The 26,081-nt window shown below is 46.2% G+C and carries 25 protein-coding genes; 13 read left to right on the forward strand and 12 right to left on the reverse strand.

Features of this window, described 5'->3' with window-relative positions; genetic code table 11:
• Nucleotides 1-39 precede the first annotated feature (39 nt).
• Complete coding sequence (locus KU855_RS01605; RefSeq protein WP_218528592.1) at nucleotides 40-249, forward strand: cold-shock protein; 210 nt, start codon at nucleotides 40-42, stop codon at nucleotides 247-249.
• A gap of 633 nt (nucleotides 250-882) precedes the next feature.
• Here KU855_RS01605 and KU855_RS01610 read toward each other — a convergent pair.
• The 4 genes from KU855_RS01610 to KU855_RS01625 form a co-directional block, all read right to left on the reverse strand.
• Nucleotides 883-1,773, reverse strand: coding sequence for an ABC transporter ATP-binding protein (locus KU855_RS01610; RefSeq protein WP_218528593.1), 891 nt, complete (start codon nucleotides 1,771-1,773; stop codon nucleotides 883-885).
• The gene (locus KU855_RS01615; RefSeq protein WP_218528594.1) at nucleotides 1,770-2,576 is read right to left on the reverse strand and encodes an ABC transporter permease subunit; all 807 of its coding nucleotides are present in this window, start codon (nucleotides 2,574-2,576) and stop codon (nucleotides 1,770-1,772) included. The genes KU855_RS01610 and KU855_RS01615 overlap by 4 nt, the downstream gene beginning before the upstream one ends.
• A gap of 13 nt (nucleotides 2,577-2,589) precedes the next feature.
• On the reverse strand, nucleotides 2,590-3,222 hold the full coding sequence (locus KU855_RS01620; protein WP_218528595.1) for a YceH family protein: 633 nt from the start codon (nucleotides 3,220-3,222) through the stop codon (nucleotides 2,590-2,592).
• A gap of 116 nt (nucleotides 3,223-3,338) precedes the next feature.
• On the reverse strand, nucleotides 3,339-4,175 hold the full coding sequence (locus KU855_RS01625) for a S1 RNA-binding domain-containing protein (RefSeq protein ID WP_218528596.1): 837 nt from the start codon (nucleotides 4,173-4,175) through the stop codon (nucleotides 3,339-3,341).
• A gap of 527 nt (nucleotides 4,176-4,702) precedes the next feature.
• Between KU855_RS01625 and speA the strand changes: the two genes are divergently transcribed.
• From speA to KU855_RS01660, 7 genes are all read left to right on the forward strand, one after another.
• Complete coding sequence (speA, locus tag KU855_RS01630) at nucleotides 4,703-6,619, forward strand: biosynthetic arginine decarboxylase (RefSeq protein WP_218528597.1); 1,917 nt, start codon at nucleotides 4,703-4,705, stop codon at nucleotides 6,617-6,619.
• 22 nt (nucleotides 6,620-6,641) lie between these two features.
• Complete coding sequence (locus KU855_RS01635) at nucleotides 6,642-7,568, forward strand: hypothetical protein (RefSeq protein ID WP_218528598.1); 927 nt, start codon at nucleotides 6,642-6,644, stop codon at nucleotides 7,566-7,568.
• Nucleotides 7,569-7,601: 33 nt separating this feature from the next.
• Nucleotides 7,602-8,531, forward strand: coding sequence for an agmatinase (gene speB / locus KU855_RS01640; RefSeq protein ID WP_218528599.1), 930 nt, complete (start codon nucleotides 7,602-7,604; stop codon nucleotides 8,529-8,531).
• A gap of 87 nt (nucleotides 8,532-8,618) precedes the next feature.
• Entirely contained in the window at nucleotides 8,619-9,263 is a 645-nt protein-coding gene (pdxH, locus tag KU855_RS01645; protein ID WP_218528600.1) for a pyridoxamine 5'-phosphate oxidase, read from the forward strand.
• A gap of 107 nt (nucleotides 9,264-9,370) precedes the next feature.
• Nucleotides 9,371-9,745: a DUF3802 family protein gene (locus KU855_RS01650; protein WP_218528601.1), complete on the forward strand. Its 375-nt coding sequence runs from the start codon at nucleotides 9,371-9,373 to the stop codon at nucleotides 9,743-9,745.
• 18 nt (nucleotides 9,746-9,763) lie between these two features.
• A complete protein-coding gene (locus KU855_RS01655) occupies nucleotides 9,764-10,132 on the forward strand; it encodes an STAS/SEC14 domain-containing protein (RefSeq protein WP_218528602.1) in 369 nt (122 codons plus the stop codon).
• A 17-nt stretch (nucleotides 10,133-10,149) separates the two neighbouring features.
• Entirely contained in the window at nucleotides 10,150-11,025 is an 876-nt protein-coding gene (locus tag KU855_RS01660) for a RimK/LysX family protein (protein WP_218528603.1), read from the forward strand.
• Here KU855_RS01660 and KU855_RS01665 read toward each other — a convergent pair.
• Together KU855_RS01665 and KU855_RS01670 are read right to left on the reverse strand one after the other, a co-directional pair.
• A complete protein-coding gene (locus KU855_RS01665; RefSeq protein ID WP_218528604.1) occupies nucleotides 11,022-12,761 on the reverse strand; it encodes a cache domain-containing protein in 1,740 nt (579 codons plus the stop codon). The genes KU855_RS01660 and KU855_RS01665 overlap by 4 nt on opposite strands.
• A gap of 26 nt (nucleotides 12,762-12,787) precedes the next feature.
• A complete protein-coding gene (locus KU855_RS01670) occupies nucleotides 12,788-14,011 on the reverse strand; it encodes a methyl-accepting chemotaxis protein (RefSeq protein ID WP_218528605.1) in 1,224 nt (407 codons plus the stop codon).
• A gap of 383 nt (nucleotides 14,012-14,394) precedes the next feature.
• Between KU855_RS01670 and pheS the strand changes: the two genes are divergently transcribed.
• The 4 genes from pheS (at nucleotide 14,395) to lpxM (ending at nucleotide 19,139) form a co-directional block, all read left to right on the forward strand.
• Complete coding sequence (gene pheS / locus KU855_RS01675) at nucleotides 14,395-15,375, forward strand: phenylalanine--tRNA ligase subunit alpha (protein WP_218528606.1); 981 nt, start codon at nucleotides 14,395-14,397, stop codon at nucleotides 15,373-15,375.
• Between the two features lie 14 nt (nucleotides 15,376-15,389).
• A complete protein-coding gene (pheT, locus tag KU855_RS01680) occupies nucleotides 15,390-17,777 on the forward strand; it encodes a phenylalanine--tRNA ligase subunit beta (RefSeq protein ID WP_218528607.1) in 2,388 nt (795 codons plus the stop codon).
• Between the two features lie 3 nt (nucleotides 17,778-17,780).
• Nucleotides 17,781-18,080 (forward strand): integration host factor subunit alpha, encoded by a 300-nt coding sequence (locus KU855_RS01685; protein WP_218528608.1) that lies wholly within the window; start codon nucleotides 17,781-17,783, stop codon nucleotides 18,078-18,080.
• A 102-nt stretch (nucleotides 18,081-18,182) separates the two neighbouring features.
• Nucleotides 18,183-19,139: a lauroyl-Kdo(2)-lipid IV(A) myristoyltransferase gene (lpxM, locus tag KU855_RS01690; protein WP_218528609.1), complete on the forward strand. Its 957-nt coding sequence runs from the start codon at nucleotides 18,183-18,185 to the stop codon at nucleotides 19,137-19,139.
• A gap of 61 nt (nucleotides 19,140-19,200) precedes the next feature.
• Here the strand turns inward: lpxM and KU855_RS01695 are convergent, their stop codons facing one another.
• The 5 genes from KU855_RS01695 to KU855_RS01715 all read right to left on the reverse strand — a co-directional run bounded on the left by KU855_RS01695 (nucleotide 19,201) and on the right by KU855_RS01715 (nucleotide 23,357).
• The gene (locus KU855_RS01695; RefSeq protein WP_218528610.1) at nucleotides 19,201-20,370 is read right to left on the reverse strand and encodes an aromatic amino acid transport family protein; all 1,170 of its coding nucleotides are present in this window, start codon (nucleotides 20,368-20,370) and stop codon (nucleotides 19,201-19,203) included.
• 237 nt (nucleotides 20,371-20,607) lie between these two features.
• Entirely contained in the window at nucleotides 20,608-21,849 is a 1,242-nt protein-coding gene (locus KU855_RS01700; protein ID WP_218528611.1) for a cell wall metabolism sensor histidine kinase WalK, read from the reverse strand.
• Nucleotides 21,846-22,544, reverse strand: a complete 699-nt coding sequence (locus KU855_RS01705) for a response regulator transcription factor (RefSeq protein WP_218528612.1) — start codon at nucleotides 22,542-22,544, stop codon at nucleotides 21,846-21,848. The genes KU855_RS01700 and KU855_RS01705 overlap by 4 nt, the downstream gene beginning before the upstream one ends.
• A gap of 31 nt (nucleotides 22,545-22,575) precedes the next feature.
• Entirely contained in the window at nucleotides 22,576-22,770 is a 195-nt protein-coding gene (locus KU855_RS01710; RefSeq protein WP_218528613.1) for a hypothetical protein, read from the reverse strand.
• 80 nt (nucleotides 22,771-22,850) lie between these two features.
• Complete coding sequence (locus KU855_RS01715; RefSeq protein WP_218528614.1) at nucleotides 22,851-23,357, reverse strand: PepSY domain-containing protein; 507 nt, start codon at nucleotides 23,355-23,357, stop codon at nucleotides 22,851-22,853.
• 161 nt (nucleotides 23,358-23,518) lie between these two features.
• Between KU855_RS01715 and KU855_RS01720 the strand changes: the two genes are divergently transcribed.
• Nucleotides 23,519-24,040: a hypothetical protein gene (locus KU855_RS01720; RefSeq protein WP_218528615.1), complete on the forward strand. Its 522-nt coding sequence runs from the start codon at nucleotides 23,519-23,521 to the stop codon at nucleotides 24,038-24,040.
• A gap of 50 nt (nucleotides 24,041-24,090) precedes the next feature.
• Here KU855_RS01720 and KU855_RS01725 read toward each other — a convergent pair whose 3' ends face one another.
• Nucleotides 24,091-26,007, reverse strand: a complete 1,917-nt coding sequence (locus tag KU855_RS01725) for a U32 family peptidase (protein ID WP_218528616.1) — start codon at nucleotides 26,005-26,007, stop codon at nucleotides 24,091-24,093.
• Between the last annotated feature and the right edge of the window lie 74 nt (nucleotides 26,008-26,081).

The raw sequence follows: 26,081 nt of genomic DNA on the forward strand, positions 1-26,081 counted from the left end.
CCGTTAGGCTTTTTATTATTTATGTACAGGATGACTATTATGTCTCAAGTAACTGGTGTAGTTAAGTGGTTCAACTCTGACAAAGGTTTTGGTTTCATCGAGCAAGAAGCTGGCCCAGATGTGTTCGTTCACTTCCGTGCTATCAACTCTGATGGTTTCAAAACTCTGGACGAAGGTCAGAAAGTACAGTTCACTGTAACTCAAGGCCAGAAAGGTCCTCAAGCTGAAAACGTAACCATCGTTGGTTAATTTCGCTTAAGGCTCTTATCGAGAGTCAAATAAAAGCCGTGGCATTGACCATGGCTTTTTTATTGGCTGACGTTTAGTAGTCCGGCATTTTCTGTCCGATACATCATCTTCTGCATTCTATTCTGCTTTAGTGTTGCACTCTGCTATTGGCTCTTATGCCATCGCTCTTTACGCCTGAGTATTTCACTGCCACCACACGATTTACACTAAGCGATTAAGCGCTAAGCATGAGGTAATACCCCCTCAGCACTGGGTAATAATTTCTAAGCAATATGCCCTAAACAAAAAGCCCCGAGTCATAAAGGTAATCGCCATTCATGTTATCTCTAAGCATGACGGCATCGAGGTTGCTGTTGTCTTTGATTGCAATGCAGGCTTTCAACGAGTTATCTACCTTGGCAAAATGGTCACTTTGATGGCGAGATGAACTTGATTGTTAGCTGGCGTGACTAAGGCTAATCAGCGCTAGGCAACACAAGCCGCTTGCCTGAGAGTTGGCAACACGTTGGCGCTGCTGGCCGAGATAATCGGGATGATTTTGCCTGTCAGCTAACATCATTTTTCGTAGTGACAGGCTAGAGTAAGACTAAGGCTAGGCTAAGGCTAAGGCGTAACAATCTAAGCGGGGTAAAGTTAGCCAAATAAAGACTCTTCGAGCGTCTTACCTTTCATCAGCAATTTGTATTGCCAACCACGACTGGCCAATAATTCAAATATCGATTGTTCAAGTGCAAATGCCTGATTGGAATCATACTCTATGATAAATAAACGGTTTTTAGTATTTGAGACTTGAGTGACGCCAGCCAACGCCCGTAAGGTTTGTTCTGCATCGGCACTATCATGGCATAACTCGAGGCTTAAACAAGAGTGTTGATGAGCATTGAGATCCAGCTGGCGGGTCACTTGGCCATGCTCGAGATAGATCACTTGGCGACAGAGACTTTCAAGTTCGTCGAGATTGTGCGAACTAATCACAAAGGTGACTTTATCGCTGAGAGATTGGATTAGCTGACGTAACTCTCTGGCATTTAACGGATCCAGCCCCGCCGTGGGTTCATCCAGCAACACCAATTCCGGTGTGCCGATTAAGGCTTGGGCAATTGCGACACGCTTGGCCATACCATGGCTTAATTGTCCGGGCTTTGAATTGGCACTGGTTTGCATACCGACCAAAGCTAACACTCTGTCAGTTTCATCCCTTGCTTGGCGTTTATTAAAACCTTGCAATTGCGCCATAAACATCAGCTGATTACGAATGGTTTCATTAGGGTTTAGTTTCGCATCTTGCGGTAACACGCCAATCCGGTTGACTAATTTGGGGGAGCCAGGCGCTTGACCCAATACGTTGATCTCGCCAGCATCAAAAGGGAAAAAACCAGCGATACAACCAAATAATGTCGTTTTACCGGCACCATTGGCTCCAACTAACGCAACGGGTTCGCCTTTCACTATGGTTAAGGATAACTGTTGCAAGACAGGCTGTTGGTATCGCTTACAAAGACCCGAAATAGTTACAAGTGTCATAGGGACATCCGTTTCAAATAAAAGTAGGCCATAATCAGCAGCACCAGCGTTTGAGCGATAGGGAGCGGAATATATCCTAAGGCATCCGCCCCAGAGGCCAGTAATAAATCCGTGGTTTGTGAACCTAACATCACTAAGTTCACCACGTTGAGCCAAGGGAAATTAGTATTAATGACTAAGCTGACAATACTGGCAATCAATAACAGTGCCGCGGCAAGCATACTGGCATGACGGGCGCTGTTGGCATATAAGGATAATAGTGCCATTAATCCAGTGAAAGGTAACAGGCTGATAGTGATCAATAGGCTGCTACTGATCATGGCAGTGAGGCTAGCATCATGATTGGCCATTATAGCCATCACATAGGCGAGCAGGGCTGCCAATAGCACTAAGCTAAACTGGATAAACATTTGGCCAATGAATCGACCGTAAAATAATCGATATCTACCGGTTCTGATGGTCAGAAACTTAAGGGTGCCATTGTGTTTATCGGTGGCAAACATATCGGCACACAGTAACAAGGTATATAAAGGGAACAGGTAAAGCCCTATGGCCCAATACAGCATCTGTTCGGGACTCGTCCAACTTAATAGCGCATTGACTTGTTGGTCAAGGCCATAGCTGCGCAGTAATTCAACCACGATGGGCATGGTAATCAGCTGACTCGCTTGATTGATTGGGTAGATAAAGATTAATAACCAAATGCCGGTAAACACCCCCAGCCCCATCATTCCTCGTTTGGTGAATAATGTTCGCGAGATCTCTTTGACAGCAATGAGTGTGACTTGGTGCTGGGATGTCATAAATCGTCCAAATTTATTCGAGTAATTTTTCTAATTGGCTGAGTCTGTCATGCAATTGCTGGACTTGAAGCTCAAGCGCCTGAATACGGTCAAGACTTGTGTTTTCCATGGGGGCATCTGACGATACACTTGCGCTTTCAGCCACAGCCTCTGTTAGTAGGCAGCTAAAGCGTGACTCCCGTTTCCCTGCTTGTCTTGCCAGCATCTTGACTATCGGTGTGGGCGCGTGTGCCAAGCTTTGTAACTGTTGCTCGACTTGCTGAGTGTCACTAAATTCGAATAAGCGCTGACAGCGGGTTCTCAGTTCCCCTGGGGTTTGTGGACCGCGTAGCAGTAACACGCAGACAATGGCCACTTGGGCTGCACTAAATTGCAAATCACTGAACTCAGTATTACAAAATCTATGTTGATATTTGCTAACTCGGCTGCCAAAGCCTGCACTGGTATTAACAAGGCGCTTTTTGGCAAGTTCATCTAGGGTATCTTGAACCTCGGCTTCAGACAGTGACAGCACAGGTTCACGACTTGTTTTTTGATTACAGGCTTGAGTTAAGCTATTAAGAGAAAGTGGATAGAGCTCAGGGGTAGTGATTTCTTTTTCGAGTAAACATCCAATCACTCTGGCTTCAAGGGCAGTTAGTTCCATGTCAAGACTCCTCCGGAATAGTTGCCATTGTTATAACAAAGCGATTGGCACTTGCCTATGAAAAACCACTAACCAATGGCACTGTCTGCTGGTTAAACACCCAGTGCCATCAGAGATTATTCTTCGATAAGGCGAATACCTGTGGTTTCTATCGCAATTTTTTGTTGCTTATACAGACCACCAATACATTTTTTAAAGGCTTTCTTGCTCATTGCCAATGTTTGGTAAATCACTTCCGCATCGGTTTTATCGGTCAGTGGCAAAAAACCACCGGCTTGTTTGAGCTTGATCATGATAGACAGACTTTGACTATCTAATTCAACTTTTGAACCTCGGCTCAATTGCAGATCAATTTTACCATCTGAGCGCATGCGCTTGATGTAACCTTTGGTTTTGAAGCCTGGCTTGAGCACTTGGAAGACTTCATCTTTATATAGCACGCCCCAATGAGCGCCATTGATCACGGCCTTGTAACCCAAATCTGTTCGGCCAGCAATCACCAGATCGACTTGCTCACCTTCTTTATAGAAGGGCGGGGTTTTATCGAAGAACTTGTCAATTTTGGCGGAAGCAACGATCCGATCATCGGCACGGTTAATATGGACATAGACTAAGGCATAATTACCGACTTCTAATGGCTTAGCTTGCTCAGCAAAAGGTAAGAGTAAGTCTTTATCCAATCCCCAATCCAAGAATGCACCAAAGCGACTGGTTGACACGACTTTAAGGCTGGCCAGCTGACCGACTTCGGCCTTGGGAGTACGAGTCGTTGCTATGACCTTATCTTCGGAGTCTAAATGCAGAAACACCTCGACCTTGTCGCCAACTTGGCAATCTTTAGGCGCTAATTTGTTAGGCAATAATACCTGGCCCAATTCGTGTGCATTAAGGTAATAGCCAAATGGGACTTGCTTAACGACTTCTAGCGAACTGGTCTTACCGAGTTGATTCATGAAACCTCAAATTCAGTTATCTTAATACTCAAGGATTATAGTGTAAATCGCTACAACAGGCGATGATCAATTGGTGTTGAAAGGATTATAACGGCCGTGAAATTCACTAATAAGGCATTAATCTTTTTACCTTGAAAATATTGGGGTTATATAAGGTTGAACAATTGCAATTAAGATGTAATTTCTTACTTGCAATATATGGAATACACAGGTTTAATTGCGCGCTTAGTGTAAGCGACTTGTGCTTGGTTAATTTGGCTGGCAATGAGGTTTTCTGCCAAGTATTAAGCTAGGTACAAGTTTCACTAAATGATGGCGTTAATGGCTGTCAGTCACACAATATGCAGGATTATCACTGCCGTTGATGTGACCCGTTTACTTATCAAGATGCGTGTTAGGCTGCGGGTTGTCTGCAAGTATCTGTGTATTGTTGCTACGCGCTACAACAGGCTTGTTGTAGGCTTTGTTAAACATGAGGTAACACTACCTCCATCCACTCTCAATTTGAGAGCAGACAGGCACATTGAATGAAAGAATGGTCGATTGAAGATGCTCGTGCTGGGTACAACGTTGCACACTGGAGCCAAGGATTTTATGGTATTGATAACCAGGGTGAGGTGACTGTCTCTCCCGATCCTGCTCAACCACTCAATAGTATTGGGTTAAATAAGCTTGCCCGTGACATGGTCAAAGCTGGTGTTTCGTTACCTGTGTTAGTGCGTTTTCCACAAATATTGCACCATAGAGTGCATAGCTTGTGTCAGGCTTTTAACCAAGCCATCGCCAAGTATAATTATGAAAATGATTATCTACTGGTTTACCCCATTAAAGTGAATCAGCAACAAACGGTTGTTGAGGAAATTTTAGCCAGTCAAAAATCAAATGCAGTCCCCCAACTCGGGTTAGAAGCTGGCAGCAAACCAGAATTAATGGCCGTATTGGCAATGGCGCAAAAAGCCAGTTCTGTGATTGTATGTAACGGTTATAAAGACAGTGAATACATTCGTCTGGCCTTAATTGGCGAGAAGTTGGGTCATAAAGTTTATATCGTGCTTGAAAAGCTATCTGAACTGCGGATGGTGATGGAAGAAGCCGCGAAACTGGGGGTGAAGCCTCGATTAGGTTTACGCGCCCGATTAGCTTTCCAAGGCAAAGGTAAGTGGCAAGCGAGCGGTGGCGAAAAATCAAAGTTTGGTTTATCTGCCGCACAAGTATTGACCGTTATCGACCAATTAAAGCAAACTGACATGCTCGACTGTTTACAGTTATTGCATTTCCACTTGGGCTCGCAAATGTCGAATATCCGTGATATTCGACAAGGGGTGAGTGAAGCGGCGCGATTCTATTGCGAATTACGCCAATTAGGCGCGCAAATTGATTGTTTCGATGTGGGAGGCGGTTTAGCCGTTGACTATGATGGTACCCGCAGTCAGTCAAACAATTCAATGAATTATGGCTTAGCTGAATACGCTAACAATATTGTTAATGTGTTGTTTGATCTGTGTACGCAATATCAGCAGCCGATGCCGCGGATTATTTCCGAATCCGGCCGTCATTTAACGGCGCATCATGCGGTGTTGATTTCAGATGTTATCGGCACGGAAACCTATACCCCTGAGCGAGTAGTTGCGCCTGCAGATGATGCTCCGCAATTATTGCAAAATATGTGGCAATCTTGGAATGAAATCAGTGCTCGTGCCGATTCAAGAGCATTAATTGAAATATACCATGACAGTCAACATGATTTAGCAGAAGCCCAATCTTTGTTTGCTGTGGGCCAATTGTCATTAGCTGAAAGAGCGTGGGCCGAACAAACCAATTTGCGAGTGTGCTATGAACTGCAACAGTTGTTAAGCACTAAAAATCGTTTTCATCGTCCAATCATTGACGAGCTTAACGAGCGCTTAGCGGATAAGTTCTTTGTCAACTTCTCGCTGTTCCAATCATTACCAGATGCCTGGGGGATTGATCAGGTCTTCCCGGTATTGCCGCTGTCGGGTCTTGATAGTTACCCAGAGCGCCGAGCGGTGATGTTAGATATCACCTGTGACTCGGATGGTATTGTCGATCAATATGTTGATGGTCAAGGCATTGAAACCACATTGCCGGTACCGAAGTGGAAAGCTGATAGCCCGTATTTGCTAGGTTTCTTTATGGTCGGTGCTTACCAAGAGATTTTAGGGGATATGCATAACCTCTTTGGTGATACTAACTCAGCTGTGGTATGGGTTGAGGAAGGAGGGAAGGCCAACATTGAATCGGTGCTGGCTGGCGATACCGTGGCGGATGTACTGCGTTATGTAAATTTGGATGCGGTTGAATTTATGCGAACCTATGAAGAGCTTGTGCATCAGCATATTGCCGAAGAGGAACGTGCATTAATCCTTGAAGAGTTACAAGCCGGGTTAAAAGGTTACACTTACCTTGAAGACTTAAACGGATAATGACTCAAGCTAGGGTGATGACATGTTTTTTGAAGCAATAGAAAAAAAATTTGAAATCACCCTCGTGCCTCAACGCCAAAATTTGCGCGAGTTATCCGCAGCATCGCTGACACAATTATGCGAGTGCGCTGGAGTCACTATCATCTCGGCGCATCATCATCACACTTGCGACAGTTATGTGCTTAGCGAGTCGAGTTTATTTGTTTGGGAACATAAAATGATGATGATCACCTGCGGCAGCACGCGTTTATGCGATGCGTTGCTGTGGGTGATAGACCTTGTTGGCAGGGCCAACGTTGCCTCAGTGCTCTATGCTCGTAAACATCAAATTAAGCCGCAATTGCAACCTTCGCAGTTTAGCGAAGATGCTGAGCGCTTACAGCAAGTAGTCGATGGGCAGAGTCAGGTCATGGGACATCCGTCATCACCCTTGGCACTTTTTCGATATGTAAACCCGAGCATAACAAAGATTAATGAGACAGTATTAGGGATCAGTATGTATCATATTGCCCCCAGTATTGCCGCAGCATTGCGCGAGAATGCGGGTGTCGGCCGCGACATCATTCAAGCATTAGCAAACAAGCATTGCTTAACAGAATTTAAATATGATGATCATGCGTTTACTCCTTACGGTTATTCGTTAAATGGAGTGTCGCAGCAGCACTATGTGGCGTTGCATATTTCGCCACAAGAGCCGATGTCATATGTGAGTTTCGAGACTAATCTCGATGATTCCGAAGAGCTTTCTCATGTCATTGAGGCGCTGATAATATTTTTCCAGCCTCAGTATTGGGATTACTTTGGTCTTAATAGTGAAATGCATAGTCACAACTTTCCAGCATATTTATGTGTTGGAAGCTGCTCACTGCCTTTGGAACAGGGCTATACTGTTCACTTCAGTCAATTTGGAATTCTGAAGCATGGATCCATTAGCCCTGAATATCTTTGATTCGATGGCAACGCCATCCCCTTGGAGTGTGTTATGACCACTATGGCAGAAAAACCAGATTACTCATTGTTTTCGAATGCATTTGGTTACTTGCGTCAACCTTTAGACTTTCGACCTTTAGAAAGTGATGCCGACGTTGTTGTTATTGGTTTGCCATTTGATATGGCGACCACAGGTCGCAGCGGCGGTCGTATGGGGCCACGCGCTATCCGTAATGCATCAGTCAATCTTGCATGGGAGGAAAAACGCTGGCCATGGAATTTCCGTTTAGCCGATTATGTTAAGATCGTTGACGCTGGGGACTTAGTGTATAACTGCGGTGATGCAGAAGATTTTACCGCCCGTGTTGAAGCCTTTGCGACCAAAGTGCTGGAGTCTGGTAAAAGTTTGTTGAGTTTTGGTGGTGATCATTTTGTGACCTTACCATTACTGCGCGCGCATCACAAAGTTCACGGCACCATGGCGCTTTTGCACTTTGATGCCCATACCGATACGTATAGCCAAGGCAGTAAGTATGATCACGGTACCATGTTCTACCATGCCCCTAAAGAAGGCTTAGTCGACCCTGCGCATTCCGTTCAAGTGGGCATTCGTACCGAATACAATCCAGAAGGTCACGGTTATCAAGTGATTGATGCCGCCACCGCGAATGAACTGAGCAGTGATGACATTATTCGCCAAATCCGTGAACGCGTTGGTGATATGCCACTGTATGTGACGTTTGACATTGACTGTTTAGATCCTTGTTATGCACCAGGTACTGGCACCCCAGTTATCGGTGGTTTAACCTCAGACAAAGCGTTAAAAATCATTCGTGGTTTACAAGGCATGAATATTGTCGGTATGGACGTGGTTGAAGTCGCCCCAGCTTACGATAGTGCTGAAATTACCGCCTTAGCCGGTGCCACCTTGGGCTTAGAAATGCTTCATGTGTGGGCTGATAGTAAAGGCTTAGTAAAATAAGCACTGACTTATTAATAAAAACCTGTGTTTTCTACACAGGTTTTTTTTTACTATTAACTCATTGGTACTGACTACATGGATGGGGCTATGATAGATTTAACGCATATTCGCCGCGAATATTTAAAAGACGGGCTAAGAGCCAAGGATTTGCCTGTGGATCCTATGGCGTTATTTGAGTTGTGGATGAGCCAAGCGGCAGACGCCAATCTATCAGATCCGACGGCCATGGTGGTGGCCACCGTTGATGACCAAGGGCAGCCATGGCAGCGGATCGTATTATTGAAACGGTTTGATGAGCATGGTTTTGTGTTCTTTACCAATTTAGGCAGCCGCAAAGCCACGCAATTGAAGCACAATAGTCATATTAGTTTGCTGTTCCCGTGGCATATGCTGGAGCGACAAGTCGCGGTGACTGGGGTGGCCCAGCCGCTAAGCACTGCCGAGGTGGTCAGTTATTTTATGCACCGTCCAAAAGATAGCCAAATAGCGGCATGGGTATCCAAACAGTCATCTCCCTTAAGTACTCGAGGCGTGTTGGAAGCTAAATTTCTGGAAATGAAACAAAAATTCTCGAAAGGTGAAGTGCCAGTCCCAAGTTTTTGGGGCGGTTATCGTGTACGCGCCTCTCACATCGAATTTTGGCAAGGTGGCGCCAACCGTTTGCATGACCGATTTTTATACACGCGCCAAGAAGCGACATCTGCATGGGAAATCGAGCGACTAGCCCCTTAAATGATGGTGGCTAAGATAATTTTCTCTTAGCCATTTAGGCTGAAAAATACAAAGTGTGGTGATTTACCCTATAGTTATACTAAGGCCGTGAGTAAAGGGAGATTACTATGGTGACAGAAGCCGACAGCTATGCTTATTTAATCAATTACCTTTCCGAAAATCTTGGTGTTTTTAGTACACCCAGCGCAGAGAAATCCGCTCATGCTGTCACCATTATGGGGGCATTTGAAGAGCAATTAGCCGTGCAAATTATCCAAGTGTGCGGTCAAAATCCTCAATTAAGTGCCAATGACAGAAATCAAATCATCAAAGAAGTTGATGCGGTGATGTTTGATCTTGAGGAAGTTTTAGCCGCGGTTGGCCAGCGGCCAGTAAACACTCAGCAATTAGAGTTTATTCATGAGCTTACTGGTTTGTTAAAAAATCTTTTTGATATTGCCATTAGTGATATGCTGACCAAGCAGCAACAACAAGTGAGTTAGTGATAAAAGGAGCGGCCTATGTTGACTGAACTGACTGGCTTTGATCATGATGTGGTGGCGTTTAAGGTGAGCCAACAGCTTACTTATGAAGATATGACCTCAACCTTAATCCCTGCGATTGAGCAAGTGCTGGCCGATCATGTTTGTGTTCGGCTTTGGTTGCAATTTAGTCGTGATTTTACTGGGTTTAGCCTTAAGGCACTGTGGAGTGAAACCTGCTTTAATTTACTGCATTTGGACGACTTTTCAAAAATAGTCGTGATAGCTGATACCAAAGAAATGAGTGCCGGGATCATTAGTTTATGGACTATTAGCGCGTGTCCTTTTAAAGTGTTTGCTTTGGATCAAACCGAACAGGCGAGGGGGTGGTTTACCCAAGTCGCCTAACTACCGCGAGAATTAACATGCGCCGTTTTATTTTACTCATAGCCCTAGTGGTTTCCAGTCAAGTTTTTGCTTATTCCAAACCTGTATTAGGCCCCGCTGAAATCTTCGAAGTTGGTGATAGCGCTAAGGAGTTTTTAGCGCGCATTGATACTGGCGCTGCTAATTCTTCACTCCACGCTGTTGATTTAGAGGTTGAAGGAGGCGCTAGCAAGATCAAAAAGCATGATATTGGTAAAACGATCCGTTTCAATACCGAAAATCATCGCGGTGAACACTCCACCTCAAGCGGCAAGATCGTCGATGTGTCGACGGTAAAAAATGCTCAAGGTATTGAAAGTCGCTATATGGTTGAACTTGCCCTGGGTTTTGACGGTGATGTCCGTCAGGTCAAAGTTAATCTCAGAGACCGCACTCACATGGATTACAAACTCTTGATCGGCCGCAATTGGGTCAAGGGTCACTATCTCGTGGATGTAGAAGAAAAACCTGTGATTGGCGCCAAAGCTGACATTGCGATTATCGAGTCTGATCTCATCTATGAAGCGCGCATTGATACTGGCGCGGTTGAAACCTCACTGCACGCCACCGAACTGCATATTGTCGATGAGGATACCGATAATATGGATAACAATATCGGTAAAATCATTCGCTTCAAAACTAGTAATGAAGACGGTCAAGTGGCCACAGTGTCCACTAAAATCGTGGATACCTCATTGATCCGTAACTCTCAAGGCAGTGAGGTCCGTTATATGGTTAACCTGACCTTAGGTGAGCCTGGGAAAGAATATACCGTCAAGGTGAACTTGCGTGACCGTACTCAAATGAGCCAAAAGTTACTCATTGGTCGCAATTGGTTGTCAGGCCATTATGTTGTAGATGTTAACAAACGTTAATGTGCCTTGATGGCTAGGGTGAGGATAGCAATCTCGTCGCCTTGGTCATCTTTGACGAATAATTTACAGGCGTGGTAGCGCAGGTGATTACCATAAGAGTCGATAGCCAATGAATAGCTGACGAGATGATTGGTGTCTTTGAGACGCTGATCTTGCCGGTCTTCAATTTTAGCTATCGCCGCGGGATACAATGCCTGATTGGTTAAGCCCAACATGTGTTGTTGATGTTGACCGAGTAGCTGACATAAGCCGGCATTCAAGGCGATATGTTCGCCGCTTAAGCGTTTGACACTGTATAATATCTCAGCAGACTGCATTAAGCTCAGGTGATTTTGATAACCCGCCATAAAACTGGCTTGCAGTTCTTGATGAACCGCGAGTTCCTCTTCTAAGGCGGTGTGACTGGCCGCTAAGCTAGCAATGGCTTTGTCGAGTTGTTGAGTTTGTCCAACCAAGGCGCGCGCTAAAGTGCCTAATTCATCCGGCCGGTTGCCGCTGATCTCAATTTCTTCATTGCGGCCTTCTGTCAAGGCCTTAACCAAATGATGTAACGGTACAACCAGCACCTTGTGCAAGGCCATAAATAATGAAATTAGCGCAATAATTTGAATCGCAATTAAGGATAAGCCCACTTGATCTATGATGCTGCGGGCCTCGCCGGCTAAGGTGCTGTTGGGAGTTAACGTCACTACCTGCCAATGGGTATCGGGCATCATTAATACGCTGACCGAGGCCGGTTCTTTAAACAGTGGGTCTTTGGTTAAGTCAAACTGGACTGAGGGATTAATATGATTAATCGCGCCTAAATGCCACGCCAAATGATGGCTTAAACTGACTTGTTGTTCCTGCTCGAAGTGGTTAAAGGTCCGATTAAATAGCTGTTGGCTAGCGCTAGGGATGGGCGCCGTCATTAATGTTTGGTGTAACTGGCTTATTTGATCTTCTACTTTGTCAAATGCAGGGTAGCGTGCGCTCAATTGGCTCAGGTTAGTTATCATCGATGCATCTTCGAGTAACATCGGCGGCATGGCGATTAATTGTTGAAAATGATCGACAAGGAGTACATACCCTGCTTGGTTTGCGAGTTGATTGTTGATGTATTGTGAGAGCCCTTTTAAGCTTAGATCCACGGTGGCGACGCCAATCAGTTGGTGCTCTGACCAAATGGGTGCGCTGGCGGTAATCATGGGCTCATGGGTATAGATATCCCGATAAGATGGGGACCAATAGACTTTACCCCGCGGCATGATACTGGCCGCTAAGTACCAAGGCTCTAGCCGGTAATCTTTGGCATTTTCTTGATTATAATCGTCAATAATCGTTAATTGATTATCTTTATCTCGGGCGTAAAAAATACTCTGGTGGTTTTTATCTCGTTGTGAAGGCCAAATGCCTCCCCCCACGATTAAGGTTTGCTGGCTCTCCATGGCTAATAAGGCGGGGACCGAAATCGCCAGTGTTTGCGGTGCGTTTTGATAAAGCTCGGCGGTGGTCGCCATCATTTGCACTAACGCAGAAATCTGAAAGGTCACGGCATTCAGTTCACTGACGACCAAATGACCCAACTGCAAATTATGATCGCTTTGTTGTGTTGCTTGCCGTTGCTGAGCAATACCAAGCAACACCCAAAAAGTAGAGGCAATAATGAAAATTGCCACTACCGCTTGAATTGCTGTGAGTTTAACCGCTAAATTTTGTTGCCAAAAACGCTTAAGTAGCTGATGGGGCATAGTCATGAGATCCTTTACTTTGCCCTATCGAATCATAATTTGAGGTCAGTTAGCAAGTGATCCAATGTTAAGACGGTTTTTTCTAAACTTTCACAATTATTTACCGCCTTTAACGCCGCAGATTCGGTGAATAGAGATTGTTCGCGAATATCCATCAAATTACTCGTGACCTCGAGTGTGACAGCGTGTTGTTGCTCTGCGGCGGTCGCGATATGGCTGCTCATTACACTGATTTGCACACTTTGCTCGGTAATCTTCATGAGTTCGGCATTGGTTTGTTCAACATGAGTTTTACTCGTTTGAGCTTGACCCACAGTATTAGCCATTAACTCAGACAATTGTTCACTGCCTTGCTGCAGTAACTCAATCATGGCTTTGATTTCAACCGTTGCCTGTTGAGTACGACTGGCCAACGTTCTGACTTCATCAGCCACCACGGCAAATCCGCGGCCTTGTGGTCCCGCTCGCGCCGCTTCAATCGCCGCATTTAGGGCCAATAAATTGGTTTGCTGCGAAATACCACTGATGGTGGTGACGACCGCGTCAATGTCGGCGGCATTTTTATTCAAGGTGTCAACGGCAACGGCGGCTTGATTGATATCTTGAACTAACGCTTCAAAGTGAGACAAACTGGTTTGCAGATGTTGGCTGCCTTGCCGAGCTTGCTGCTGGCCAAGGCCTGTGATTTCGCGGGCTTGGCTGGCATTATCGGCAACATCTTTGACGGTCGCCGTCATTTCTTCCATGGCGGTAGCTAATGAATCTAAATGCCGACGTTGAGTTTGTGTCAGTTGCTGGCTTTGCTGGGCCTCTTGCTGAAATTGCTCGACAATATGACGCACATCAGAGCTCGCGGTTTGCATGCCCTTAACCAATTGATGTTGGCGCTCCACCAAGGTATCGATGCTTATCGCCAGTACACTAAATTCATCTTTGACTTTAAAAAAGTTTAAGCGACCACGTAAATCCCCGTCTGCGGCCTTTTGTAGTGCGGTGACTGTGGTAAATAACGCGCCACCCACAAAGGATGAAATATAATATTTGACGATACTCAATATACCGACAGATATCAGGGTCATGGCAATAATTTGCGGATTGAACATGCTTAATGGCGTGGATGGGTTGGCTAAGTCGATGACCACGAGGGTTTGCAGCAGGATGAAGGCAATCGCTATAACCAACAGCAGGTTAAACTTAGTGGCTAGCGACATATTTATTAGAAATTTATCTACCCAACGGAATTTAACTTCTCTCATAAATTATCCGAGATTGAATTGCATAATGAATCGTGGCGACAATGTAGCGCTTGTGAGTAATTTGTTCCACAGATTTAGTGCGTTAGATAGAAGGGGTGGGGGATTTTCGTACAACTTGGTCGCGACTTTAATATGAGAAGGACCTCGGCAGCTAAATAGCTTGTTCACAAGGCCATTTTTCTTGGTTAAAGCGGGATATCCCCTAGTCAAATAGGCGCTCGTGTCGTAAACTTTCACTCTTTTTATCTGTTATTGTGTTGCGTTTACCATGATGGCTAACGCCATGGGCGACATACGCTCCTCGCATATAATGGATGGCACATTAACCGTTTTGCATTCTGTCTTAGGGCAATGCAACAGATAACAACGCAGTGGAAGAGAAGATGCAGCAGTTAACCGAGATCGTAGAACAGGCAATCGCCACGATCGACGCCACCAATGATTTAAAAGCATTGGATGAGATCCGCGTCGATTACTTAGGCAAGAAAGGTAAAATCACCGACATGATGAAGCTGATGGGCACTTTAAGCCCAGAAGAAAAGCCTCTGTTCGGTCAAAAAGTGAACGTGGCTAAGCAACAAGTTCAACAGGCATTAAGCCAAAAATTAGAGCGTTTAAAGTCTGCCGAATTAGAAACTAAACTGGCGGCTGAACAAATCGATGTTACCTTACCTGGCCGAACCTTAGTTAACGGTGGCTTACATCCAGTCACTCGCACCATTGAAAGAATTGAAAGCTTTTTCGGTGAGCTTGGATTTAGTGTTAAACACGGTCCAGAAATCGAAGATGATTTTCACAATTTCGATGCATTGAATATTTCAGAGCACCATCCTGCTCGTGCGGATCACGATACCTTTTACTTCAATCCTAAGTTGATGTTACGTACCCAGACTTCGGGTGTACAAATTCGTACCATGGAAAATGAACAGCCGCCATTACGAATTATTTCTCCTGGTCGTGTTTATCGTAACGATTACGACATGACTCACACGCCGATGTTCCATCAGGTAGAAGGCTTACTGGTAGACGAGCATGTCAATTTCGCCGAGTTAAAGGGGATTTTGCACGATTTCTTGCGTAACTTCTTTGAACAAGATCTTGAGGTCCGTTTCCGTCCATCTTATTTCCCCTTCACAGAGCCATCTGCAGAAGTCGACGTTAAAGGAAAGAATGGTTGGTTAGAAGTCTTAGGTTGCGGCATGGTGCATCCTAATGTGTTACGCAGCGTTGGCATCGATCCTGAAAAATATTCGGGCTTTGCATTCGGTATGGGCGTTGAGCGTTTAGCCATGTTGCGTTATGGCGTAAATGACTTACGTGCCTTCTTTGAAAATGACCTGCGTTTCCTGAAACAGTTTAAATAAGCGGAGCAATCTCAATGAAATTTAGCGAATCTTGGCTTCGTGAGTGGGTTAACCCTGCAGTCAATCGTGAACAACTATCCCATCAAATCACCATGGCCGGTCTCGAGGTCGATGGAATTGAACCTGTGGCTGCCGATTTTAGCGGTGTGGTGATTGGTGAAGTCGTTGAATGTGGTCAACATCCAGACGCTGATAAATTGCGTGTGACTAAAATCAATGTCGGTGCTGAAGAGTTACTGGATATTGTCTGCGGTGCGCCTAATTGCCGCCTCGGTTTAAAAGTCGCTGTGGCGATGGTTGGTGCGGTGCTACCGGGTGATTTTACCATTAAGAAAGCCAAATTACGTGGCCAGCCATCTCATGGCATGCTGTGTTCTTTTGGTGAGTTAGGCATTAATGTCGAAAGTGATGGCATCATTGAGCTACCGCTCGATGCACCAATTGGCACGGATGTTCGCCAATACTTACAGTTAGACGATGCCATTATCGAGGTCGACTTAACGGCTAACCGTGCTGACTGTTTAGGTATGGCAGGTTTAGCGCGTGAAGTGGCGGTATTAAACCGTATCGAAGCCTCAGAGCCAACTTGGCAAGCCGTGACAGCGACCACCGATCAGCAAGTCGCTGTTAATGTCGAGGCTCCAGCAGCCTGCCCACGCTATTTAGCACGGGTGATCAATAATATTGATGTGAGCGCGGCGACCCCTCTATGGATGCAAGAAAAATTGCGTCGTAGTGGTATCCGTAGCATCGATCCCATCGTTGATATTACTAATTATGTGTTGGTTGAGTTTGGTCAGCCGATGCACGCATTCGACCTCGCTAAGCTTGATGGTGGCATTAATGTACGCTTGGGTAATGGCGCCGAAAAACTGACCTTGCTCGATGGCAGCGAAATTACCGTGCCTACCGATACCTTAGTGATTTGTGATGACCAAAAGCCGGTGGCATTAGCTGGGGTATTTGGTGGTCAAGATTCGGGTGTTAGCAGCGACAGTCAAGACATTTTACTCGAATGTGCTTTCTTTGCGCCTTTGGCTATCATGGGTAAAGCCCGCCGTTTAGGCTTGCACACTGACTCATCTCACCGGTTTGAGCGTGGGGTTGACCCAGAATTGCAACACAAGGTCATGGACAGAGCGAGTCGCCTGATCCTTGATATTTGTGGTGGCAAAGCCGGTCCTGTCGTCGAAGTGGTCAGCAATGAGCATTTGCCTAAGCCTGCCGCCATTGTTTTACGTCGCAGTAAACTCGATAAAGTCTTAGGTCATGTCATTGGTGATGATGACGTTGAGACCATTTTGACCATGTTAGGTTTTGCCGTGACGCGTCAAGGTCAAGATTGGGCGGTCACTACGGCTACCTATCGATTTGACATGGCCATTGAAGAAGACTTGATTGAAGAAGTCGCGCGTATTTATGGCTATAACAATATCCCAAATATCGCGCCAGTTGCTTCACTCTCTATGTCCGATCATCATGAAGCCGATATCAGCTTACGTAAAGTTCGCGGTGTACTGACTGCCCGTGGTTATCAAGAAGCCATTACCTATAGCTTTGTTGATCCAAAACTGCAGAACATATTGCATCCTAATGAAGCGGCGATGGTATTACCGAATCCAATCTCTGTTGAAATGTCGGCCATGCGTCTGTCAATGTTCACTGGGTTGTTGGGTGCGGTAGGTTATAACCAAGCTCGTCAACAGTCGCGCGTACGCTTATTTGAGACGGGTCTACGCTTTGTGCCTGATGAGTCAGCCGAATCTGGCGTACGTCAACAAGCGATGCTCGGCGCCGTCATTACCGGCTCTTTGGCCGATGAACATTGGGATATGGCGAGCAAAGCAGTTGATTTCTTCGACATTAAAGGTGATTTAGAATCGATTATCGGCTTGACAGCAGCAGATTCAGAATTTACGTTTAGAAAAGCGTCGCATAGTGCGTTGCACCCAGGGCAATGTGCTGAAATTCTAAGAAATGATCAAGTGATTGGTGTGATTGGTGCTGTTCACCCAAGCCATGAGAAGGCCTTTGGTCTGAATGGCAAGACCTTGGTCTTTGAAGTGCAATTAGATGCCTTATTACATGCTAGTTTGCCGCAAGCTCAAGCTGTGTCTAAGTTTCCAGCAAATCGTCGTGATATCGCTTTAGTCGTAGACGAAGCAGTCGCCGCCGGTGAAGTTGTAAAATTGATCAGAAAAGTTGGCGAAAATCAGTTGGTTGGCATAAACTTGTTTGACGTATACAGAGGTAAAGGTGTTGAGCCTGGCAAAAAGAGCCTAGCGATTGCACTTACCTTACAAGACAATACTCGTACCCTTGAAGAGAAAGAGATTGCCGAAATGGTAGATTCTGTTGTTTCTGCACTCAAGACCGAGTTCAACGCATCGTTGAGGGATTAAAGTATGGCACTTACCAAAGCCGAAATGGCAGAACATCTTTTTGAGACTCTAGGCATCAATAAGCGAGTCGCTAAGGAGATGGTTGAGTCGTTTTTCGAGGAGATTAGAAGTGCCCTCGAAAATGGTGAGCAGGTCAAGTTATCTGGCTTTGGCAACTTTGACCTCAGGGAAAAGAATGAAAGACCGGGAAGGAACCCAAAAACTGGTGAAGATATTCCTATTTCTGCTCGCAGAGTAGTGACCTTCCGTCCAGGTCAAAAGTTAAAAAGCCGTGTTGAGGTTTCTGATATTCAGAAGTCGTAAATCGTGTTTGAAAAGCCACTGTTTCAGTGGCTTTTTTTTTATCGTTTCAGTAGTATGGTTAGCTCCATTTTGAACGACATACTTGTCTGAATTTCTTCATCCATGACTTCAAAACAATCCCCATCTAGCAGTAAGTATTTTGACCGCCGTTTTGAGCGCGGTTTACTTCATCCCAAACATTGGCCCACTTGGCTGGCTATTGGTTTAATGGGCGTGTTTGCCTTTACACCAGTTCGCTTACGGGACGCGATTGCCTCCGTGTTAGCGCGGGTCGTATTTCGCCTAGCCAAAAAGCCGATTAACGTAGCTCGGGCAAATTTAGGTTGTTGTTTCCCTGACAAAAGCTCGCAGCAAGTCGAGTTACTGCTGAAAGAAAACGTCCGCAGCTTTGTGATGGTATTGTTAGGGCAGGCCGAATTGTTAGTGCGCTCAACAGCCTATATTCGCCGGAGGGTGGCACTGCATGGGTTCGAGCATGTCGAAGCCGCGAAAGCGCAAGGCCAAGCCATCATCTTTATTATGCCGCATGTTTGGGGGATTGATTACGCCGGTTTACGCTTAAATTTAGACTTGTCGCCCATGGTCACCATGGCAAAAGCGCATAGAAACCCGTTATTTAATTGGTTTAATAACCGGATGCGCAGCCGTTTCGGGGGCAATGTGTATATGCGTGAAGCGGGGATCCGAGCATTATTAGGCGAGCTTAAGCAAGGTAATAGCTTTTTCTATTTACCCGATGAAGATTTAGGCCCTAAAAATAGTGTGTTTGCACCATTTTTTGCCACTACTAAGGCGACCTTACCAGTGGTAGGCCGCTTAGCCAGTGTGGGGAATGCGCAAGTGTTACCCATCAAAATTGGCTATGATACCCAAGCGCATCAGTTTAATTTAACCGTGATGCCTGCCATTTTGCCGGAATCGATGGCTGGCAAAGAGCAAGAAGCGCTGGCCTTGAACCAAGCTGTTGAAGCGGTGATCTCGGCTTTCCCCGAGCAGTACATGTGGTTTTTAAAGATTTTGAAAACTCGTCCCGAAGGCCAAGCCAGTATTTATCAATAAACACCTACTCAGGATTCATCATCACAGCATTATCACCCCTGTGATGATGAATCCTCACGGTTTACACACTTGAAACTAATTGCGCCGCAATAATCACTGTTCCCGCAATAAATGCCACGACTAAGCCTAACTTGCCGCCAGCCACTTGATATTGACTGTTTGAGTGTGATTGCCGACGTTTCGCGTTGACCATAGCCACAGGTAAATACACGGCTAATATGACCAAGGCAATCGCTGCGTAGCCTAATGCCAGAATAAATCCTTGCGGAAAGAATAGGGCAAAGGCCAAAGGCGGGGCAAACGTAGCAAGGCTGGCTATCAGCCGATTAGACTTTAGCATGTCTTGAATAAAATCAAATAAGCCTAAGCTCACCCCTAAAAACGAGGTGGCTAGCGCTAATTCGGCAAATACGTTAATTGATTGGCCAATGATGGGCTGGGAGGCCTCGGCCGCTAATTGGCTCAACATGGCGCTTAGCCCCGGGTGCGCCATCAAGCTCGATTGCGCTAATGTGCCTTGGCTCGCCATTAACCATAAGCAATAAATCAGTAACGGGATGGCCGACCCTGCCAAGATCACCCTTTTGAGCGCCGCGATATCCTTGCCTAAATAGCGCACCACCGATGGGATTGACCCATGAAAACCAAACGAGGTAAAGATGATTGGTAGCGCGCTAATGACCAGCCCTTGTGTCAGCGGCGTGGTGGTTAAGTTAGTGAGTTTGACCTCGGGCAGCAACAGATAAAAGATTAACACTAAGGCGATGATTTTAAGCGCAAACAGACTGCGGTTAACTAAATCGACAGAGCGGGTGCCAAGCGCGACTAAGCTGGCAATCAATAACGTAAATAATACCGCAATGGGGGTTGAAGAGGTTGATTTTTCCAACAGACTGCTGAGGCGTCCAGTCAGCTGCTCCGCGCCACCGGCAATGTAAGCCGAGCACAGTGCATAAAACAAAAATAGCATGGCAAAGGTCGCTAGCCACTGGCCAGATTGCCCTAAAAAGTGGTGAGCCAAGCTATGAAGGCTAGCATGTCGCGGGGCTGCATGATGCAACTCAACCATGAGTAACGCGGTATAGGCCATTAATGCCCACATGAGTAGCATTAAGCCGATGGCTAAGCCAAAACCTAGGCCAGCGGCCGCAAGGGGAAGAGCTAACATACCCGCACCTATGGTGGTGCCTGCAATAATCAGTATGCTGCCGAATTGAGAGGTTGGTTTCATTGTGTTTCCGTATTCACTGTAAAAGAATGATCCGGAAGAAGAGTTACCTTACACTGCCGCCGCCGAACCTTAAGAGGTTGGCCACAATGGCAAGCGTTTAACCGCTATCTATGCCATTGTGGCAACAGATAGTAATAATAAGGTAAGTAGCAGTGCATTTATGAAAGCCCATAATGGTAAGAGAACTCACCATAGGGGCTTTCTAGTGAACTTGTCAATCGCTGCTTGAACACAAGCTTATTTTTGTGATCCACTAAGCATACTGAGTGAATGCGGCGGCAATAATAACGGCAAAGACAGGCTGGCTTTGAGTCCTGGGGCATTATCATCTAATTGAATGTGACCGCTGTGCAAATGAGCGATAGCCTTGACCAGAGACAAACCGAGCCCCAAGCCTGAGTCGGTACGGCTTTTGTCGAGTCGATATAATCGTTCAAATACCCGTTGGCGCTCTGCTATTGGGATGCCAGGGCCGGTGTCGGCAACCACGATCAATACCTGTGGCACCGCCGCCGAGTTGATGGCTTCACAACTGACCTGAATATGACTGCCTGCGGGACAATAGCGAATGGCGTTTTCCACTAGGTTTGCCAACAATTGCAGTAATAACTCTTTATCGCCTAAGACATAACATGGCTGCTCGGCTTGGGTAAAACCAAAATGAATACCGGCATCATCGGCTACATCTTGATAAATATCAGTCAAGGTTGTGACCACATCAGTCATCGACACTGGGCTAAAGCGACTGCGACGAGCCCCTGATTCAATTTGAGATATTCGCAGCAAGGCATCAAATGTCGCACTAATGCGCTGCGATTCATCGATGGCTTTTTCTAAGGCTTCTTGCGCCTTATGGCCCGCCTCATGGTGAGACATGAGTTGCTCAAGATTCAGTAATTGATATTGTAAACGGCTGATCGGGGTCTTGAGTTCATGGGCAATATTGGCAGAAATATCGGTCATGGCATCTACCGTGGCTTGTAGCCGAGATAACATCACATCAACGGTTGCGCTGATCTTGGCCAAATCATCACTGTGATAACTAATGCCCGTGCGGGCACTTAAATCACCATCGGCCGCGGTGAGTAGGACGGCTTCAATGGCGGCGATGCGCCTTTGGCTTCGACGACTGATATAGATGATGATAGCCACCATGGCCAAGGTGATCATAAAGCCAATAATGGCAAAACCACTGGCGAGGATGGCCAGCATTTGATCACTATCTATGATGTCGTCACCGTCGATATAGCCCTGATGACCGATGGCTTGGCTGTGTAAGCTTTGCTCGGTAATGTCGTCTTCCATTCTATCGAGCTTATGTTCGACAAAGTGGTAGGTCAGCACGGTCATTAATAACATGCTGGCGATAAATACCCCGACAAAAATAAGCCCTTGTTGGATGGCACTGCTGCGTAGCCATAATGGAATATGGCGTCTGACATGGCGAGTTAACCAGGGCCATAGCTGTGAATGGGTCATGATTTATCTGCCGCTGCTGAGGTCACCATCAGCTTATAGCCCGCACCTCGTACGGTCTGTAATACACTGTCATTAAATGGCTTTTCAAGTTTATTGCGTAAGCGACTGATATGCGTTTCGACCACACTTGTTTGCGGGTCAAAATGGATATCCCAGACATGTTCTAACAACATGGTGCGGGTGATGACTTTGCCTGGATGACGCATAAACAGCTCTAAAATACGGTATTCTTTTGGTTGTAGCTCTAAGAGAATGCCTTGGCGACTCACACTGTGTTCGGTGAGATCCATGCTGATATCACCATAGGTTAAGATATTTGAACGAATTAGAGTTGAGCTGCTGCGGCGAGTTAACGCCGCAATACGTGCTAACAATTCAGAAAAAGCAAAGGGTTTGGTTAAATAATCATCCGCACCCGCTTCTAAGCCCTCGACTCTGTCATCGACACCACCCAAGGCGGTAAGAAACAAGACCGGAATATTGACTTGGGCAGCCCGCATGGCTTTCACTAATGATAAGCCATCGAGACCGGGTAACATCCGGTCGATAACAGCCACATCAAATGATTGGGTTAGCATCAGTGTCAGGGCATGACGGCCATCAGCTATCACCTCAACGTGATGACCGGCTTGGGTTAATCCTTGTTCAACAAATTGACTAATACTTGGGTCGTCTTCAACCAATACTATATGCATAACAATATCTTGCTAATCCAATATGGTGTCATCATAGCACAGGAGAATCCGGATGTTGGCGGTCGTTATCTTGCCGGTTGTCACTGCCCGTTAACCATTCGATTAAACTCATGAAAAGGCCAGCAAACATGCTCGCCCCTAATGTTATCAAGCCAATGATTAGCATGGCACAAATCATACTGATGCTCAGGAGGCTGGTTAATAAAAATGCTAGGGTCTGTTTCATTGTATACTCCAATGCCGCGTTGAAATGACGCCTGCCCCAGCGTTCAGCGTTGACACTGGCGGGGCTGGCGTTATCGTCAATTAGCGATTAATGCGAATGTGTTGCCCCTCGGGGCTAAGCAGGTCTGCCTCATAACTTATGTGTTGGCGTTCTTGCTCTAATTCAACCTTATATACCTTGGCAGAGTATTGGCTTTCGAGTTGGCTAATGATCTCCACCAAAGGTTGGCTGCTGCCCTGACGTATGGCATCACGCACAGCCACATCGTCGGCATCGATATCCTGATCAGTAAACATCGGGCTAGTGACTTCGGCGTTGTGGGGATTGATAAAACGCTCAATTTCTTGCCCTTTGGCATTTACTAGAGTCACTTCGTAACGATTGCTGCCCATATGCTGGTCAAACTCGGCATCGATAGCGATAGCAGAGGTGGCTTGTTGGGCAGCGTTAATCGCCTGAGTCAGGCTCACAGTCGCGCCATTAAAGTCTGCAGCGGTAAAATCCAGCTCATCAGCCAATGCATAGCTAGCGCTGAAGATGGATGCGATGAATAAGCCAATGGCCATAGGTTTGAGTACTTGAGTCATAATGAGAGCCTTTAAAGTAAGTCGAGTAACTTGATGAGGCTATCTTAACCGCCACACTTGTCGGCAACCTTGCCTGAAGATTACATTTTTGTAAGCTTGATATTCATTTTAGATTTAGGTTTAGGCTCTACACTTGGCGCAAGAAAAATGTCGGAAATATTATGAACACATCAAGATGGTTTTTAGGGGTAAGTCTGAGTTCAGCACTGGTTGGCTGTGGTTTTGTTGGTGAAACGGATAAACAGCAGTTAGAGCAAGTGTGGTTGGCTCAGCATCAAGAGGTTCAACAAGCTATCGAGGACATTCGTGCCCAAGGGCTAGAGATGGTCGCGCAAACGGCTCAAGCAGGCTCTGTCAGTGCTTGCGTGGCTGAGGCATTGGCCGAGTCTCCGGTGGGGGCATTAGCGAGTGTCGAAGGGGCGTTGGCTGAATCGGCCAACATTACTGAGCTACTCGCCAGTTTGCAAACGGCCATGAGTGAGGAGTTGAGCATTGAAACAGTCTCAAATCTATTACAACAAGGGGCAGATGCTGCAACATACGCCAAAGATTTGATAGCAGAGCAAGGGCTGGAACAAGCGCTGGCGACGTTATCTCAAATGCAGCAAGCCACGAGTGAGTTAACGGATCAAGATCTGGGCGCGCATTTACAAGCATTGGTGCTTGCCTGTGAGGCCAACTAGGTATTAATGACCATGCCCCGAACTTCGGGGCATGGTGGTCTTGTGGCACTTTATCTGATCGGGTCTGGATTTTTGACTTGGCGATTGGCACCCACCACCATCATTTCGCATTTCGGACAATCAAACACCAGTTTTAGTACATCGCTACCTATTTCTAAGATCAGGGGTTCTGCCTTGATGCCGGGCACTTCTTTAGGGCAGAGATTAAAGTTAAAGCGTAAACAATGCTTAGTGATCATCAAGGGGACTTCTTCGGTGACCCCATTCTTCTCATAAGTGTCTTGAATTTCAATCACACCATGGCGCTGATAAAAGTCTTTCGCCGCGTGGTTGGCCACATTACCTAAATAGCTGAGATGTTTGCTTGGATACACAGCCTCTTGATGATGCTTCCATGGCAAAGGTCGTTGATAACCCGCTTGGCGTGCCTGCTCTAACGCAACGATGGCATCGCGGCGCAGACCATTGAGTATTGATGCCGGTACAAACCAAGGTTGTGATGTCGCTAAGGTGATGTGCTGCGCTTCGAAATCGGTGGCTCCCAATTTTGCTAATTGAGTGCGCATTTTATCAAGGGCGGCATCATCACGCGCTGGGGTCTTATCGATGGCGATTTCAGCATAACCTGTGTGGCCATAATGATCGCTAATCGACAGTCCTAAGCCCGTATCTGTCTCTTGTAACACCATATCAACAGCGATGATACGTTTGGCCGATTCTTTGGCCAGCAACATTTCAAAGGCTTGGTTATGGTTACGGTATAGTGTCATGCCCACTTTTAAATCATGAGGCACTTGCATCACGTATAAGGTATGGCCATCGGCGCGATTGACTCGCAAACCTTGCAGCTTGTCGTCTGATTGTTTGGCTTTGGCATAGTTGGCGGGGAAATAACACAGACCATCGCCATTGTTGAAGTCCTGGTTGGACTCGACTTTGATAAAGTCTTTGCCTAGGCTCACGACTTTGCCGACGTCTTGACCAATGTATTTAGGCGAGCGGAAATCACTGACGCCTTGGCTACGTTCATGGACAAAATAGTCGGTGCGTCCCCGATTAAAGGTTTTTTCGGGATCGGGAGTAAAGCTGTGCTCTACGCGGCCATGGGAGGCGGCTTGCAGTTCGGGTCGACGGGCGATGATGGCATCAAGCGCCTGACGATAATGGGCAGTCACATTCTTAACATAGCTTAAGTCTTTTAAGCGACCTTCAATTTTGAATGAGCGAATGCCGGCATCAATTAAGGCTTCAAGGTTATCGGTTTGGTTATTGTCTTTGAGGGACAATAAATGCTCGTTTTCCGCGAATATGTCGCCTTGGCGGTTTTTGAGGTTCGCGGGTAAACGACACATTTGGGAACATTCACCACGATTGGCACTGCGGTTGCTAAAAGCATGGCTTAGATTACATAAGCCACTATAAGCCACGCATAAGGCGCCATGAATGAAAAACTCCAAACGCATTTTGGTAATGGCCGCAACATCACGAATTTGGCTTAAGCCCAATTCGCGAGCCAGCACCACTTGCGAAAAACCGACTTGCTCTAAGAAGGCCACTTTTTCAGGGCTGCGGTTATCCATTTGCGTACTGGCATGCAGAGCAATCGGCGGCAAGTCCAGTTGCAAAATCCCCATGTCTTGCACGATTAAGGCGTCGGCTCCAGCCTCATACAGTTGCCATATGAGCTTTTGTACACCAGCAAGTTCGTCATCCATAATGATAGTGTTTAAGGCCACGAACACTTGGGCATTGTAACGATGGGCAAACTCACATAAACGGCCAATATCTTCTACGCTGTTTCCTGCGGTGGCGCGAGCTCCAAAAGCGGGGCCACCAATATAGACAGCGTCGGCACCGTGGCGAATGGCTTCCATCCCAAAATCCGCATTTTTTGCGGGTGCCAAAAGTTCCAGTTGATTTGAAAGACTTGGCCGGGGGGCAGGGGTATAGATCTCAGCTTGGCTCATGGCTCGCGCACTCAAGTTATCGGTACAAATAAAGGGCGCTAGTATAGCAAATTTGTGAGCAATGCCATCCTTTC

Origin of the sequence: Shewanella sp. NIFS-20-20, from assembly GCF_019209865.1 — a bacterium.
Taxonomy (GTDB): Bacteria; Pseudomonadota; Gammaproteobacteria; order Enterobacterales; family Shewanellaceae; genus Shewanella.

Excerpts from the sequence above, each read along its gene's own strand:
- KU855_RS01695 (WP_218528610.1), bottom strand. The coding sequence starts at position 20,370 with ATGAAACCAACCTCTCAATTCGGCAGCATACTGATTATTGCAGGCACC.
- speB (WP_218528599.1), top strand. The coding sequence starts at position 7,602 with ATGACCACTATGGCAGAAAAACCAGATTACTCATTGTTTTCGAATGCA.
- KU855_RS01710 (WP_218528613.1), bottom strand. The coding sequence starts at position 22,770 with ATGAAACAGACCCTAGCATTTTTATTAACCAGCCTCCTGAGCATCAGT.
- KU855_RS01670 (WP_218528605.1), bottom strand. The coding sequence starts at position 14,011 with ATGAGAGAAGTTAAATTCCGTTGGGTAGATAAATTTCTAATAAATATG.
- KU855_RS01620 (WP_218528595.1), bottom strand. The coding sequence starts at position 3,222 with ATGGAACTAACTGCCCTTGAAGCCAGAGTGATTGGATGTTTACTCGAA.
- KU855_RS01725 (WP_218528616.1), bottom strand. The coding sequence starts at position 26,007 with ATGAGCCAAGCTGAGATCTATACCCCTGCCCCCCGGCCAAGTCTTTCA.
- KU855_RS01660 (WP_218528603.1), top strand. The coding sequence starts at position 10,150 with ATGCGCCGTTTTATTTTACTCATAGCCCTAGTGGTTTCCAGTCAAGTT.
- KU855_RS01715 (WP_218528614.1), bottom strand. The coding sequence starts at position 23,357 with ATGACTCAAGTACTCAAACCTATGGCCATTGGCTTATTCATCGCATCC.
- KU855_RS01720 (WP_218528615.1), top strand. The coding sequence starts at position 23,519 with ATGAACACATCAAGATGGTTTTTAGGGGTAAGTCTGAGTTCAGCACTG.
- KU855_RS01635 (WP_218528598.1), top strand. The coding sequence starts at position 6,642 with ATGTTTTTTGAAGCAATAGAAAAAAAATTTGAAATCACCCTCGTGCCT.
- KU855_RS01610 (WP_218528593.1), bottom strand. The coding sequence starts at position 1,773 with ATGACACTTGTAACTATTTCGGGTCTTTGTAAGCGATACCAACAGCCT.
- KU855_RS01685 (WP_218528608.1), top strand. The coding sequence starts at position 17,781 with ATGGCACTTACCAAAGCCGAAATGGCAGAACATCTTTTTGAGACTCTA.
- pheT (WP_218528607.1), top strand. The coding sequence starts at position 15,390 with ATGAAATTTAGCGAATCTTGGCTTCGTGAGTGGGTTAACCCTGCAGTC.
- speA (WP_218528597.1), top strand. The coding sequence starts at position 4,703 with ATGAAAGAATGGTCGATTGAAGATGCTCGTGCTGGGTACAACGTTGCA.
- pdxH (WP_218528600.1), top strand. The coding sequence starts at position 8,619 with ATGATAGATTTAACGCATATTCGCCGCGAATATTTAAAAGACGGGCTA.
- KU855_RS01705 (WP_218528612.1), bottom strand. The coding sequence starts at position 22,544 with ATGCATATAGTATTGGTTGAAGACGACCCAAGTATTAGTCAATTTGTT.
- KU855_RS01655 (WP_218528602.1), top strand. The coding sequence starts at position 9,764 with ATGTTGACTGAACTGACTGGCTTTGATCATGATGTGGTGGCGTTTAAG.
- lpxM (WP_218528609.1), top strand. The coding sequence starts at position 18,183 with ATGACTTCAAAACAATCCCCATCTAGCAGTAAGTATTTTGACCGCCGT.
- KU855_RS01650 (WP_218528601.1), top strand. The coding sequence starts at position 9,371 with ATGGTGACAGAAGCCGACAGCTATGCTTATTTAATCAATTACCTTTCC.
- KU855_RS01700 (WP_218528611.1), bottom strand. The coding sequence starts at position 21,849 with ATGACCCATTCACAGCTATGGCCCTGGTTAACTCGCCATGTCAGACGC.
- KU855_RS01615 (WP_218528594.1), bottom strand. The coding sequence starts at position 2,576 with ATGACATCCCAGCACCAAGTCACACTCATTGCTGTCAAAGAGATCTCG.
- KU855_RS01665 (WP_218528604.1), bottom strand. The coding sequence starts at position 12,761 with ATGACTATGCCCCATCAGCTACTTAAGCGTTTTTGGCAACAAAATTTA.
- pheS (WP_218528606.1), top strand. The coding sequence starts at position 14,395 with ATGCAGCAGTTAACCGAGATCGTAGAACAGGCAATCGCCACGATCGAC.
- KU855_RS01625 (WP_218528596.1), bottom strand. The coding sequence starts at position 4,175 with ATGAATCAACTCGGTAAGACCAGTTCGCTAGAAGTCGTTAAGCAAGTC.
- KU855_RS01605 (WP_218528592.1), top strand. The coding sequence starts at position 40 with ATGTCTCAAGTAACTGGTGTAGTTAAGTGGTTCAACTCTGACAAAGGT.